This is a genomic window from Arcicella rosea (genome assembly GCF_014204325.1).
GTDB classification, from domain to species: Bacteria; Bacteroidota; Bacteroidia; order Cytophagales; family Spirosomataceae; genus Arcicella; species Arcicella rosea_A.
On sequence record NZ_JACHKT010000011.1, the window covers coordinates 39550 to 54747 of the forward strand.

The 15198-nt window shown below is 33.2% G+C and carries 13 protein-coding genes; 8 read left to right on the top strand and 5 right to left on the bottom strand.

The window, feature by feature from the left end; all coding sequences use genetic code 11:
* Positions 1–18: 18 nt before the first annotated feature.
* The gene (locus HNP25_RS09310) at positions 19–753 is read left to right on the top strand and encodes an MlaE family ABC transporter permease (RefSeq protein ID WP_184133570.1); all 735 of its coding nucleotides are present in this window, start codon (positions 19–21) and stop codon (positions 751–753) included.
* 48 nt (positions 754–801) lie between these two features.
* Here HNP25_RS09310 and folP read toward each other — a convergent pair whose 3' ends face one another.
* Positions 802–1635 carry a dihydropteroate synthase gene (gene folP / locus HNP25_RS09315; RefSeq protein WP_184133572.1) on the bottom strand — a complete coding sequence of 278 codons (834 nt, stop codon included), beginning with the start codon at positions 1633–1635 and terminating at the stop codon, positions 802–804.
* 178 nt (positions 1636–1813) lie between these two features.
* Between folP and HNP25_RS09320 the strand changes: the two genes are divergently transcribed.
* From HNP25_RS09320 to HNP25_RS09335, 4 genes are all read left to right on the top strand, one after another.
* Positions 1814–3106, top strand: coding sequence for a Xaa-Pro dipeptidase (locus HNP25_RS09320; RefSeq protein ID WP_184133574.1), 1293 nt, complete (start codon positions 1814–1816; stop codon positions 3104–3106).
* 236 nt (positions 3107–3342) lie between these two features.
* Entirely contained in the window at positions 3343–4566 is a 1224-nt protein-coding gene (locus HNP25_RS09325; protein ID WP_184133576.1) for a helix-turn-helix domain-containing protein, read from the top strand.
* 200 nt (positions 4567–4766) lie between these two features.
* Complete coding sequence (locus tag HNP25_RS09330; RefSeq protein ID WP_184133578.1) at positions 4767–5969, top strand: helix-turn-helix domain-containing protein; 1203 nt, start codon at positions 4767–4769, stop codon at positions 5967–5969.
* Positions 5970–6336: 367 nt separating this feature from the next.
* On the top strand, positions 6337–6570 hold the full coding sequence (locus HNP25_RS09335) for a hypothetical protein (RefSeq protein ID WP_184133580.1): 234 nt from the start codon (positions 6337–6339) through the stop codon (positions 6568–6570).
* A gap of 95 nt (positions 6571–6665) precedes the next feature.
* Here HNP25_RS09335 and proS read toward each other — a convergent pair whose 3' ends face one another.
* Positions 6666–8144: a proline--tRNA ligase gene (proS, locus tag HNP25_RS09340; RefSeq protein WP_184133582.1), complete on the bottom strand. Its 1479-nt coding sequence runs from the start codon at positions 8142–8144 to the stop codon at positions 6666–6668.
* Positions 8145–8473: 329 nt separating this feature from the next.
* Between proS and HNP25_RS09345 the strand changes: the two genes are divergently transcribed.
* Positions 8474–9547 (top strand): hypothetical protein, encoded by a 1074-nt coding sequence (locus tag HNP25_RS09345; RefSeq protein ID WP_184133584.1) that lies wholly within the window; start codon positions 8474–8476, stop codon positions 9545–9547.
* Between the two features lie 207 nt (positions 9548–9754).
* Positions 9755–11419: a PorV/PorQ family protein gene (locus HNP25_RS09350; RefSeq protein WP_184133586.1), complete on the top strand. Its 1665-nt coding sequence runs from the start codon at positions 9755–9757 to the stop codon at positions 11417–11419.
* A 70-nt stretch (positions 11420–11489) separates the two neighbouring features.
* Here HNP25_RS09350 and rplS read toward each other — a convergent pair whose 3' ends face one another.
* Complete coding sequence (gene rplS / locus HNP25_RS09355) at positions 11490–11849, bottom strand: 50S ribosomal protein L19 (RefSeq protein WP_184133588.1); 360 nt, start codon at positions 11847–11849, stop codon at positions 11490–11492.
* Between the two features lie 385 nt (positions 11850–12234).
* A complete protein-coding gene (gene fbaA, locus HNP25_RS09360; protein ID WP_184133590.1) occupies positions 12235–13317 on the bottom strand; it encodes a class II fructose-bisphosphate aldolase in 1083 nt (360 codons plus the stop codon).
* 418 nt (positions 13318–13735) lie between these two features.
* Between fbaA and HNP25_RS09365 the strand changes: the two genes are divergently transcribed.
* Positions 13736–14188 (top strand): hypothetical protein, encoded by a 453-nt coding sequence (locus HNP25_RS09365; protein ID WP_184133592.1) that lies wholly within the window; start codon positions 13736–13738, stop codon positions 14186–14188.
* On the opposite strand, the gene HNP25_RS09370 is transcribed toward HNP25_RS09365, so the two are convergent.
* Positions 14185–15093 carry a sugar phosphate isomerase/epimerase family protein gene (locus HNP25_RS09370; RefSeq protein ID WP_184133594.1) on the bottom strand — a complete coding sequence of 303 codons (909 nt, stop codon included), beginning with the start codon at positions 15091–15093 and terminating at the stop codon, positions 14185–14187. The two genes, HNP25_RS09365 and HNP25_RS09370, sit on opposite strands and share 4 nt — an antisense overlap.
* Positions 15094–15198 lie beyond the last annotated feature (105 nt).

Consider the following 15198-nt stretch of genomic DNA (forward strand, 5'->3'; position numbering starts at 1 on the left):
GAAAAACCTCAACAAAGAATGTCTATAATAGGTAAATATTTTATTTTCTTAGGAAAACTCTTCACAAATAGAGAAAAATTCAAAGTATATACAAGATTAACTATTGATGAAGCCGTACAAATTGGGATTGGCTCATTATTAATTGTTTCAATTGTTTCTTTCTTTTTAGGTGCAGTTACTTGTGTACAAACTGCGGCTAATTTAGATAACCCATTTGTTCCACATTATATCATTAGTTTAATTGTTCGAGACTCAACCATTCTTGAATTCGCTCCAACCATTACAGGAATTGTTTTAGCAGGAAAAGTAGGTTCAAATATCGCTGGTGAACTAGGAACAATGAGGATAACAGAACAAATTGACGCATTAGAAGTAATGGGAATTAACTCTACTTCTTATTTGGTACTCCCAAAAGTAATTGCTTCAATCATAGTTTTCCCGATGTTAGTTACTTTAGCCGCATTTCTTTCTATTTATGGCGGTTATTTAGCGGGTTGGTTAACAGGGGCAATTTCTCCACAAGAATATATTCAAGGTATTCAGTTTGAATTTAATGCATCCAATGTTCCTTTTGCTTTAATCAAATCTGTTGTTTTTGCCTTTTTGATAGTCTCTATTTCCGCTTTCAAAGGTTACTTCACTGGCGGTGGTGCTTTAGAAGTTGGTCAAGCAAGTACAGCTGCCGTTACAAATAGTTGTATTGCTGTTTTGATTGCAGACTATTTATTAGCACAATTGCTAGTAACCGCTTAATATTCAAATTAGCTTGAGTGACAATTTTTCACTCAAGCTAATTTACTTCTACTTCTCCCCTATCGTCAACAAATCCACTAATTTTACCGCTTCAATCGCTTCCGCAACATCATGAACACGTAAAATATTTGCACCTTTCATTAAAGCAATCGTATTCAAAACAGTAGTAGCATTAAGTGCTTCGTTGGCTGTGATGTTAAGCTTTCTCCAAATCATTGATTTTCTGGATACTCCTACCAACATCGGGCAGTTCATTACTTCAAAATCTTTTAAATGATTTAATAATATATAATTTTGGTCGGCTGTTTTAGCAAATCCAAAACCTAAATCAATAATAATATCTTTTTGACCGAATTGGCGTAATTGCGATACTTTCTGTTGTAAATCGTCCAGAACATCAACTACTAAATCGTCATAATCCGTCATTTGTTGCATGGTTTCAGGAGTGCCTCTGCTGTGCATCAATACATAAGGTATATTTAAACTGGCTACAGTTTCAAACATTTTATCATCCAATAATCCGCCTGAAACATCATTCACCATAACGGCACCAGCTTCAACACATTTTGAAGCTATTTCCGAACGAAAAGTATCAATAGAAATTAACGCTTCTGGAAAACGTTTTAAAATACTTTCAACTACAGGAATTACTCTTGATAATTCTTCTTCAGCACCAACTGGTCTAGCACCTGGTCTGGTCGAATGGCCACCAATATCTAAAAAAGTAGCTCCTGCTGAAAGCATTTTTTCAACCTGAATCAATACTTTCGACAAATCATCATAACGACTATTCGCATAAAATGAATCGGGAGTAATATTTAAAATACCCATGATTTTAGGTACAGACAAATCAATAAGTTGACCACTACAATTGATGTTCATATATTTTTATTGAAATATTTTAAGGATTTAAGCCTTCAAAGATAAATAAATTGTAGCGTCATACTTGTTTCAAAATACAAAGCCTTGAAGATAATATTTCTCTTCTGTGAATTTTATCAGAATAGGAATTCAAAAAATATAAATTATCTTTCCAGTATTTAATCAATCAGCATTCATCATGAAACTAAAACTATTCTTTGCTCTCTTTCTGGGACTTATCAATGTTACATTTTCCCAAAGCAAAATCAAAGCCATCAAAGCTGGCAAATTGATTGACGTGATTTCAGGAGAAATACTTAAAAATCAAATCATTTTGATTGATAGCAATACCATCGTTGGAATTGGTTCAAACATCAGCATTCCTAAAAATGCAGAAATTATTAATTTGAGTAATGCAACAGTTTTACCAGGTTTGATAGATTGTCATACCCATATCACAAGTCAGCCAAGTGGTGATTATTATGCCGATATTTTCAGAAAAACGCCAATGGATTATGCCGTTACCGCTCATATTTTTACGAAAAGAACTTTAGAAGCTGGTTTTACCGCTTGTAGAGATGTCGGTGCTGCGGCTTTTGTGGACGTTGCTTTAAGAAATGCGATTAATAATGGTGAAATTGTTGGGCCAAGATTAAAAGTCGCTACTTTGTTTATTGGTTCTACTGGTAGTCATGGAGACTTGAATGGATTTTCACCTTTTTTATCATCCCAATTTCCTAAACAAATGTCTGGCGTTGCCGATGGTGTGGATGAACTCCGAAAACAAGTCCGTTACAACGTAAAGTACGGAGCAGATGTCATTAAATTTGGAGCAAGTGCTGGGGTTTTATCAGAAGAAGAAAGCGTCGGTGCGCCACAATACACTCAGGAAGAAATGAATACCATTGTAGAAGAAGCCAAAGTTTGGGGACGAAAAACTTGTGCTCATGCTCATGGTGCAGAAGCCATAAAAATGGCTGTAAAAGCAGGTGTTGCTTCAATAGAACATGGAAGTTTTGTTGATGAAGAAGGCATACAACTCATGAAAAAGTACGGCACTTACTTAGTTGCTGATATTTATAATGATGATTATATTTTGAGTGAATATGGGAAATTGGGTTATCCACAAAAAATCATTGAAAAAGAAAGATTGGTAGGAAGGCTACAAAGAGAAAATTTTGAAAAAGCCGCTAAAGCTGGCGTAAAAATAGCTTTCGGCTCGGATGCAGGTGTGTATCCACATGGTTGGAATGCCAAACAGTTTTTTTATATGGTAAAATTCGGACTAAGTCCTATTCAAGCTATTCAAGCAGCTACTATTAATGCTGCAGATTTATTGGATTGGAAAGATAAAATCGGGTCAATTACCAATGGTAAATTTGCTGACATCATAGCTGTTGAGGGCAATCCACTAGAGAATATTACAAGTTTAGAAAAAGTAAAATTTGTAATGAAAGACGGTGTCGTTTACAAAAATGAAATCAAAAAATAAACAAAAAAAGCTTTCTGCAATTTACTATTAGCGTATGTAGAAAGCTTTTTAATAACACTGAGTAGTAATATATACTCAATATATGTTAAAGGAAAGCCGAAATTAAAAGTATTCCTTGTTATATAGAACCAATTACAATAATTTAGCATTTAACTTTTAACGTTAAAACATTTTTATTCTTACAAGCGAATATATTAACACATGTTCACTTTTGCTGACTATCTCTATCCTTTTTCATGTATTACCTCGACTATTTTATCAATGAAATATGTAAAAATCTTTCAGCTATTGGCATTGTCATTGCGCTGATAACTTTTCCGTATTTAAAAAGTAAAAATAAGTCTAATATATTCCTATCATCTTATTTTTTGGTTTCTGCAATTTATGCGTTACTTCATTATAACTTAATTAATAACGGTAATCCTAATATTGTTGCCTCACTATATGCTACAACTGCTCCTTTAATATATCTGTTTCGTCCGCTTTCTTACTGGTATGTGCGGTCGATGATTACCAAAAAGATTGAATTCAAGCACTGGGATTATCTACTTATTCTTCCTTCATTATTATATGTGATAGATATTACACCTTACTCACTTACTTCTTTTGATTATAAACTAAAAATTGCTCATTTAATCATTGAAGACCAAAATAATATATTTAGATATCCAGTAACATATTTCGGGACACCTCAATTTCACTTTAATTTCAGACCAATTTTCAGTTTGACTGTTTCTATAGCAGAAGTGATTATGCTCTATAAACATTTTAGAGATAACCCAAATCATAAAGTTAATTTCCCGACTACTTATCGCTGGTTATGGACTTTTTCCATAATTGGTTTTATGATTACGTTGGCATTATCATTGCTATCTATTTCAATCAACAGTCTAAATCATCAGATAAAAATCAGCTATGATAATGCTGTTATCTTAGCGAATGCGACTAATTTCTTATTCTTGAGTTTAAACATTTCAGTATTCCTATTTCCCAAAATACTTTATGGTTTGTACAACGAATCAGAGCAAGAAAGGTTAAATAACTATCCTGAAATAATAGTAGCCCATAACAAATCTGATGACTATGTAAAAGCCTCATTCAAAATAGAGGAAACTAGGTTATCTGAAATAGAAGTAATGATTCAAAATTACTTTGTTCAGGAAAAACCTTATTTAGATGATAGCTTCAGTATTAATAAACTCTCTGAATCACTAAATATTCCAATTCATCACCTTAGTTATTTTTTTAATTATTATCTTTCAAAGAAATTCTCTGATTATAAAAATGAATGGCGAGTAAATTATGCCATTCAATTATTAAAAGAAGGTATTTTAAAAAAATACACTATCGAACAGCTTTATCAAGAAGCTGGATTTTCCACAAAAAGTAATTTCTACAGAGTATTCCGACTACACACCGGTAAAACACCAATTGAATTTTTGGAAGAGATTAACTCCTAATACACACTTCATTAAGCCTTAATATTAAACTTACAAAACAGAAATTAAACACTTCACCTAGAAGTGTTTAACAGTTGTTTCGCTAAAAGAGCATTTACTGATATTGAAATTTTATTAGTTAATATTAAAATATATCAATATGTTTAGACCTATTTCTCTCAATTGCTGTAAATAGAATCAGAGAATAACTAATGTATTACATGGAATATTTAAAAAATGAAATTGTCAGGATTGTGTACATCATAGGCATAATTGTGGCTATTTTTAGCTTCCCATATTTAAAGAGTAAAAATAAAGCTAACATATTTTTATCCCTTCATTTTCTTACGATGGGTATTTTTGCTTTGTATTACCTTAGTGCTTTAAAAAATAAAAATGAATTTTTGATTTCATTTTTCTATGGCATAATTCTTCCAATATCATTACTGACTCGTCCTTTTGCTTACTGGTATGTAAAATTCATGCTTCTGAAAAAAATACGCTTCAATAAATGGGATTTACTTATTGTCTTGCCCGGATTATTATGTTTTATTGACATTATTCCACAGTTATTTTCATCAAATGAGCACAAACATCAAATTGCAAAATTGATTTTAGAAGATATAAATAATATTTTCATTTATACTCCTACCTACTTTTTTAACTTTAAATTTTACTTTGTCTTAAGACCCTTCCTAAATTTAACTTTAAGTGTTGCACAATTATATTTACTCTACAGGCATCTTAAAAGTCATTCTTTTCAGAAAATAATATTCACATCTACCATCAAATGGTTATGGATTTTTTCAATTCTGAGTGTTCTACTTACAATTACTTTAACTACACTTACGATATTATTCAGTAATAATTATAAGCTATCTGAAAATATTGGACTTTTTTTTAATGATTTGATGGATTATGCCATTTTTGTATATTTCATATTAAACATTTCTATCTTCTTTTTTCCAAGAGTTTTATATGGAATTTCTGATGAAGGAGAGGAACTTTTTATTGAAGAGAAACTGACTGAAGTAAAAACCGAAAAAAGTAATAAACCAAATTTTAAGTTAGACGATGCTAAACTAGCGGAAATAAACTCAATCATTGAGAATTACTTTTTGCACGACAAACCCTATCTTAATGATAACTTTACTATTATTGAGCTTTCAGAATCCTTAAATATTCCTATTCATCATCTTAGTTATTACTTCAATTATCATCTTTCCAAGAAGTTTTCTGATTATAAAAATGAGTGGCGGATTAACTATGCCATTCAATTATTGAAAGACGGTATTTTAAAAAAATATACAATAGACCAATTGTATCATGAAGCTGGTTTCTCTACAAAAAGTAATTTTTACAGAGTATTTAGATTACACACTGGAAAGACTCCCATCGAATTTTTAGAAGATTTAAAGCATTAACTTAGGTTTATCAGTACTCTATGTAAATCTTACACTCTTTTTAGAGAAGCAATTATATTTTGAATGTATTTCCAATATTCTCCATTTTTCCAAAAAAAGCGTCAAATTTGTTCCAAAAAATGGATAATTGGTTCTGTTTTCTAAAATACTACTAAAACATACTTCTTCAGTTGATGTTTTGATGCCTATTACTCCAATATTTGCATAGGCGTATATCAAATGTCAATTTTCCCAATGCCTCAATTGAGCTACTTAGGTAAATAAAAAATATATTACTAACATACCCAAATAAATATACCGTTCAATTATACTTTGCTTAAAGTATCATCTATAAGTTACATCTTATCATATAAAGATTTTTACGTCGATGTTAAGCACTATAACCACTTTAGATATTGAATCAGTTGAAATCCTAGCGATTAAAATAACTGAAGAACTCTTGAAAGGAAAAAATACTTTCAAATCAGAAACGATTGCATTGAAAGTTAAAATTAAAGTGGGAATCCTTAGAACCATCTCACATCAGAGACTTTCTATGAATCAAGAAAAACGTAAAAAACACCTTAAATCTAACCAAGCTTTACATCAAATAAGTCATTAAAATTCTACGATACAAGACAAAAACAATCCGTCTAAGAAAAAAGCCCTTAGCTTTGTTTAAAGCTAAGGGCTAATTATTTTCAAGCGAAAATTATCTTAATAAGACTTTGCAAAGATTACTCTCTTCGACGAAGGGTTACCCGTCAAGATACATTTACCTTCTTCTTCAACAGCCTCTAAAGGGATACAACGAATAGTAGCTTTCGTTAGCTCTTTGATTTTCTCTTCTGTTTCAGGAGTTCCATCCCAGTGTGCCGCAATAAAGCCAGGATTCTCTTCTAAAATCTTTGTAAACTCATCCCAAGTATCTACTTGATGAGTATTCTCAAATCTAAAGTTTAAAGCTCTTTGATAAATATTTGTTTGAATATCTTCAAGAAGATTACTTACAGTTTCAACGATTTCGCTGATTGCATAAGTTTTTTTCTCTTTAGTATCTCTACGAGCTACCTCTACAGTACCATTTGCCAAATCTCTTGCACCAATCGCTAATCTTATAGGTACACCTTTCAATTCATATTCAGCAAATTTAAAACCTGGAGATTGTTTATCAGAATGATCAAATTTAACAGAGATTCCTTTTTTCTTTAATTCAGCTACAATTGGTAAAACTGTTTCAGAAATTAAATTCAATTGTTCTTCCCCTTTAAAAATTGGCACAATTACTACTTGAATAGGTGCTAATTTTGGCGGAAGTATTAACCCTTCATCATCTGAATGAGCCATAATTAATGCTCCCATTAAACGAGTAGAAACGCCCCAAGAAGTACCCCAAACATAATCTTGTTTGTTTTCTTTAGATACAAATTTCACATCAAATGCTTTTGCAAAATTTTGTCCTAAAAAGTGTGAAGTTCCTGCTTGTAATGCTTTACCATCTTGCATCATTGCCTCGATACAATAGGTATCTTCTGCACCTGCAAAACGTTCATTAGCTGTTTTCTTTCCACGAATTACTGGCACTGCCATAAATTCTTCTGCAAAAGTAGCGTACACATGTAACATTTGCTCGGTTTCTGCAATTGCTTCTTCACGAGTAGCGTGTGCTGTGTGGCCTTCCTGCCAAAGGAATTCTGCGGTACGAAGGAAAAGACGAGTACGCATTTCCCAACGAACAACGTTTGCCCATTGATTGATTAACAAAGGTAAATCACGATAAGACTGAATCCAGTTTTTATAAGTACTCCAGATAATTGCTTCACTGGTAGGACGAACGATTAGTTCCTCCTCAAGTTTAGCTTCAGGATCAACCATTAATTTCCCAGGCTTATCTGGATTATTTTTTAAACGATAGTGAGTTACAACGGCACATTCTTTGGCGAATCCTTCAGCATTTTTTTCTTCTGCCTCAAACAAACTTTTTGGGACAAACAAAGGGAAGTACGCATTGGTATGTCCAGTTTCTTTAAACATATCGTCTAAAGCACGTTGCATTTTCTCCCAGATTGAATAGCCATAAGGTTTTATTACCATGCAACCACGCACAGCAGAATTTTCGGCTAAATCAGCCCTTTTCACGAGTTCGTTATACCACTCAGAATAATTTTCGCTACGTTTTGGTAGGCTTTTGCTCATTTCGTATAAATTGGTAATTGAAAAAATAAATAATTATTCGCCATTATTTACGTTCTTGAATAGGGGTAATTATTTCGTTAATTGTCATGTATAAAATGGCTAATTTTGCCAAATACAATCTCATTATCAATATTTTATATTGAAACTTTCCAAGAAATAATTTTGTTAATGACGTAGCTAACTTGTTGCAAAGATAAGTTTTTGTTGTAAGTTTGACACAAAAATTAAGCTGATTGTTTCTTGTTTTTAGTTTCTCGTCTGGTTTTCCAGTGTTTAGTACTAAAATCATCTACCTAAATCATTAACAAGAATCTTAAACGATAAAAGACATGAACATTCTAAAATCCATCAAACTCTTCTCAGCCTTAGTGTTGTCAAGTGTCGTTTGGGGATGTAGCTCCTCAAAACAAGTCGCAAATTCGTCTTCTTCAGGGGTCTATGATGATCTCTACGCTTCTGCTAGTGAAGCTCGCCCTGCTTCATTATTAAGCAAAGAAAGTTTGTATTATTCTGAAACTGAAGAAGAATATGCAAATCGTAATCCTGAATACAGAAATAATAACAATAACACCCAAAGTACTGATGAGTATTATTCTCAAAATTGGATGAACTCTCGTAGTTATTACCAAAATCAAACACCTTACAGTAATTACAACAATTACAATAATTATGGTGTAAACAATTGGTATAACAACCCAGGCATAACATTTGGTTTAGGCTATGGATATAGTGCTTGGAGTCCATTTGGTTATGGTTATAGCCCGTATTCGTCACCTTATGCCTACGATTCTTGGGCATTCGGAGGTAACCGTTGGGGATATGGTTTGTACTCTAGCTTTGGCTACAGTCCTTGGGGATATAACTCTTTCGCTTACAGTCCATTCGGCTACAGTGGCTATTATGATCCTTGGGGATATAATTATTATGGTGGCAGAGGCTACGGAAATACTTACGTGTATAATAATTATGGTTATGGCTCAGTGGTTACAGGTGCTAACAGCGGATATTCAAATGGTGGTTATACAGCTCCTGTAAAACGTACTCGTGAGTCTTACTCTCAGTCGTCTTACAATGGCAACTTTAATAACAACAATAGTGCTTCTGGTAGCCAAAGAGGTGCAAGAACAAATTCAAGTTATTCAAGTAATAACAATGATGGATATTATTCACGACCACAAAGAGCTACGAATTACAATTCATCAAGTTCGTCTGGAAGTAATACATCAACTAATCGTAGTACTAACAATAGTTCTTGGAACTGGTCTAATAATAACTCTTCATCGAACAATGCTAGCAGAACAACTACAAACACTTCATCTTGGGGAGGTTCTTCAAGTGGTGGCTCTAGTGGTGGAAGTAGCAGTGGAGGATCAAGTTCTGGCGGATCTCGTGGTCCACGTTAATAAATCATTTCAGCATTCATGATTCACAATAAGCCTCACAGAGATGTACTTTGTGGGGCTTTTTAACGTTTTCATGAAAATATTCTTCAAAAGAAATGAGGGCATTTGTAATTATGGCTGTCTTATATTTATCTTACTGATTAGTTTACTTAATTTCGATTGAATTGTTTATCCAATAAAGCAATAACATCTTAAAAATTATTAGATATGAAAATCCCTATTCGTCTAATTTCTGCATTATCGATTTTTACAATTTTATCGGCAAATGCACAAGACAATAATTTCGACGCTTTAGCAAAATTATTCGGACAAACCGCTCCTACTGGTTCGGCACGTTTTCAGGCATTAGGAGGAAATCATGCTGCCTTAGGAGCAGACATTGGCTCTGCCTCAGGAAACCCAGCAGGTTTAGGCTTTTATACTCGTTCTGAATTTAACTTCACTCCTGCTTTTCAAAATACTTCAAATAATTCCAATTATATCAGCACCAATACAAAATCAAGTGAAAGTAATTTCAACATTGCTAATATCGGTGTTGTATTTGGTGGAAGTCAGCCTCAGTACAAAGAAGGTTGGAGAGGTTCTTGGTCAATTAACTATTCTCGCCAAAATACATTTTACAATAATATCAAGTTTGGTGATAGAAATAATACAAGTTCAATAGCCGATGCTTTTGCCCAACAAGTAAGTAGAGAAGCCAGTGACTATAACTTAGGCGTAAGTGATTTTGTTGATGCGGTTGTACAAGCACCAAATTTTGATTTAACTAGAAATCTCTACTATTGGTCGTTTTTAATTAGCCCTGACCAAAATAATTCACAAAATTTTAAGGCAACAGAACAATCTTTCATTTCAGACCAAAAATATTCATTCGAATCAACTGGACGTTCAAGCCAATGGACTATTGCTTATGGTGGCACACCTAATGAAAAAACATATATTGGTTTCTCTTTAGGCATTCCAAGTTTTAGATATGAAACACGTTCACAATACAGCGAACAGTATGTTAACAATACTGCTTTCAACGGACTTACTCAATCAAAATTTTATTCAACAAGTGGTAGTGGGATTAATTTAACCTTTGGAGCAATCGTCAAACCAAATGAAATGATTCGTTTTGGTGCATCTATCACAACCCCTACTTGGTATGATGTTGATGAAACATTAAGTTCAAGCCTAAAAGCAGATGTAAATAGTGCTAATGCAGGAAAAGCTGGCTTGGGAGTCGTATTACCAAACGGAACGGACAGTGAAACGGTTGGAATTATTAACCGCTTAAAAAGCTCAGGGTATGGGATTCTGGAAAAAGATGGTTCTCGCTATTTAACGAATGTTCCTTTATTGACAACTACTCCATTTAGCGATAACTATCAATTAAGAACTCCATTAAAAGCAAACATTGGTATAGCTCTTTTCTTTGCTAAAAAAGGTTTTGTTTCGGCAGATGTTGAGTATTTAGCTTATACAAGTACTAAAATGAGTACTACAACCAATGACCAATATTTAGCTGATGATTTGGATTACTATACTCAAAAATTGCGAAGAGATTTAAAAAATGTTTTCAATTTAAAAGTTGGAGCTGAATATAGACTAATGAGTATGGTAAGTTTAAGAGCTGGTGTAAATTATCAACCTAGTCCATATTCATTTAATTATGACCAAGGTTCAAATGCCATCAATCGTTCTACGTTAATTTATTCAGCAGGACTTGGTTTTCGAACTAGCGATTTTTATGTTGATTTCACTGGATTATATGCAGAAACGACTCAAGCATTTAATCCTTATGTTTTGAATAATACAAAAAGCTTTAGTTCAGCCATTATCAACAATAGTTATTTGAAAGGTGTTGTTAGCTTTGGAATATTTTTCTAAGCACATCTTTTCAATAAAAAAGGTCTTTACTCGATGAGTAAAGACCTTTTTTATTGAAAAATCAGTATGACTATTTTTTCTTAACCAATTCCTTAACTTTTGCTGCTCTACCTTGTTTGCCACGTAGATAGAATAATCTAGCACGACGAACTTTACCTCTACGCAATACTTCGATTTTATCGATGTTTGGTGATAATAAAGGGAAGATTTTCTCAACACCGATACCGTTTGAAATTTTACGTACTGTAAACATTTCACCAGCACCGCTATTACGACGTTGGATTACAGTTCCTTGGAATACCTGAATACGTTCTTTAGCACCTTCACGGATTTTGATAGAAACATTGATGGTATCACCTGCTGAAAACTCGGGCAATTCTGCACGGCGTGCAGCATTTTCAGCTTCTACGAATTTAATTAACTCGTTCATTTCTTGATTATTTTGCTGTTAAATTCTTAAATAATTTATCCAAAAGACAACCAGCGGTAACTTTAAAGGTCTGATAAACAATTGCTTGCTTCATACAGATTGCCCAGCCACATAATTGCTCTTTAATTGGGGTGCAAAGTTAAGGAGATTTTTCTAAATAGCAATATTGAAATTTAAAAATTATCCATAAAAAAAGAGTCAGACTTCATCATAATGAAATCTAACTCTTTTTTTGAGTTTAGGGTTTATGAGTTAAAAGTTTAAAGTACAATAATGCAATAGAATTATTTACTATAGCTTTTCATAAGCTTTAAACTAAATGAATACTAAAACTAAACTCCTCAATCCTAAACTTTAAACTCATAAACTCTAAACTCATAAACTACTATAAATATTGATTTGCATTAGCTGCGTTCAAATCTTCAAAAGCTAATTTTAAACGGCTTACAAAAGTATCTTCGCCTTTACGTAACCAAACACGTGGATCGTAATATTTCTTATTTGGTGAATCTTCTCCTTCTGGGTTACCAATTTGTCCTTGTAAATAACCTTCTTTCGCTTTGTAGTATCCTAAAATACCTTCCCAGAATGCCCATTGTAAATCTGTATCAATGTTCATTTTGATAGCTCCATAAGAAAGTGCTTCACGAATTTCCTCACGAGAAGAACCAGAACCACCGTGGAATACGAAGTTGATTGGTTTCTCAGCAGTTAAACTGAATTTTTCTTTCACAAATTCCTGAGAATTATGAAGAATTACTGGAGACAATTTCACGTTACCTGGTTTATAAACACCATGTACGTTTCCGAAAGCAGCAGCAATTGTGAAACGGTGAGAAATTTTGCTCAATTCTTCATAAGCATAAGCTACTTCAGAAGGTTGAGTATATAATTTTGAAGAATCAACGTCCGAGTTATCAACACCATCTTCTTCTCCGCCTGTTACACCTAATTCAATTTCTAGCGTCATGCCTAATTTAGCCATTCTCTCAAGATATGTTTTACAGATTTCGATGTTCTCTTCGATTGGTTCTTCAGAAAGGTCAATCATGTGTGAAGAGAATAATGGCTTACCATGTAAAGCATAAAACTTCTCGCCAGCGTCCAACAAACCGTCTAACCAAGGTAACAATTTCTTAGCACAGTGGTCAGTATGTAAAATTACCTGAACACCATAAACTTCTGCTAATTGGTGAACGTGGTGAGCACCTGAAATAGCACCTGCAATTGAAGCTTCTTGTTTTCCGTTTGGTAATGATTTACCTGCGTAAAACTGAGCACCTCCGTTTGAAAACTGAACAATAACTGGTGAATTTACGGCTTTTGCTGCTTCTAAAACGCCATTTACTGTATCTGTTCCCGTAACGTTTACGGCTGGTAAAGCAAACTGGTGCTTTTTAGCGATTTCGAAGAGCTCTTGCACTGCATCTCCGTGCAATACACCTTTTTGAGAAGATAAACTTGACATAGTTTAATTTTTTCTTGTTAAAAACTTATTTCAACTGATTTTTTGGATAAAAGAACCCAAAAATAATTATTTTAATTGGCTTTGTTAAGTTTTACAAAATAATATTTGGCTATTAATCATTTTTTCAAACTTTTATATAAAACCAATAAAATGGTATCAATACAAATATACAAATGAAATATCGTTTTTACAGTTTTCCAATAAGTACTTCATTGTCAAAGACCGAATGTTAAAAAATCTTAATATTAATCATTTCAAAAATACTAAATCTCGTCGCTCGTTCTCAACAAAACATTAATTGCACAAACGATGAAAATATTTCTTTTACTTTTTTGCTTTTTTTTTGAAATCACTAATCTTTTCGCTCAGAAACTTCCTGATAAAAAAACAGGAGATACTTCGCTGTCTTACTTTACAAATGACTGGCAAAACCCGAAATATACATTTTCATGAAGGAAGTTATATTACGTTCAAATCATTTTCCACGAAGAAAAAGCAACACCTTAAAATTATCGAATTGACCGATAGTTCCTTTTTGTACTTTCCTTACGAAAACCAACATTCTATTTTTGACCTTCAAGAAGTAAAATTCAAGGATATAAAAAAGATTTATGCTGGTGGAAAAAAAGAAGTGCTAGGCATGAAAGGCGTGAGTGCTTTAGGTGGTGCAGGTGTTTTCCTTATTGCATTTGATGTTTTGAACCAAATCAGTAAACCTTCTGTAAAGATAAATTCCACCATTGCTATCATTAGTGCCAGTTTAATTGGCGTAAGTTATATCATCAATACGCTACAACATCCTGTTTACAGAATCAATAATAAACACTCTTTAAAACTCTACCATATCGAAAACCCTAAATTACATCCTTAAAAATACTTTTTAATGGCCATCGGAAAATCTGGAATAGCAATTTCAGGCTCTTGGATTTCGGGATGCCAAAGTTTTTCCCATTCAAAACTATAAAAACCTTTGTAGCCACCTTTTGATAAAACTTTCACAGCCTCCGCAATTGGAGCTTCGCCTTTGCCCAGAAGTACGTATTCTTCTTTGCCATTCAATAAATTGGCATCTTTGATATGCGTATGGCGAATGTATGGATGAAGTTTTTGATAGACGAAAGTTGGGCTTTCTTTCGTAATCGACCACATATTGAAAATATCCCAAACCATTCCAACATTGGGATGTTCTGAGGCTTTCATGATTTTCAAGAGTAAATCCGTCTGAATTACTTTTCCGTGAGATTCCAATAATACCGAAACAGACGAACCTTTGGCGTAATCGCCAAGCTCCAACAAGCCTTTGATGATTAAATCTATCGTTTGGGCTTCGTCTTGGTCTTTGGGCAAATCATTGGGAAATACTCTGATAAAAGGACAATCTAATTTTGCAGCTAAATCAATAAAGCGTTTGGCTTCGTCCAATTGTGTTTTTCTTTTACTTAAATCTGCATGATGCAATTCTGCTGAAGAACCCAAATCAACAATTTTTAGCTTGTTATCGGCTACTTTTCTCTTAGTTTCAGCAATATTGAAGGAAGAAAACTCTGGACATTTAGTTAAATCCAATTGCTTTTGAATACCTCTTATTTCAATGCCATCATAAGCATTATCAACTGCGTATTTCAGAATGGTATCAAAAGACCAATTCGGACAACCTAAAGTTGAAAACGACAATAAGGGTTTTGCTTTTTTGAAATCCAAAGAAGTTTCAAGCATCGCCAAACTGGCAAAAGCTAAAGTATTTTTAAGAAAAGTACGTCGTGAGTTTGGATTCATGAGTCTTTAATTGTGAGTTAGTGAGTTGTGAATTAATGTTTTTTTGAAACTCATTTACAATGAAAGTACTTTCTTGTCACAACTTTCATAATCTATTTAATTTCT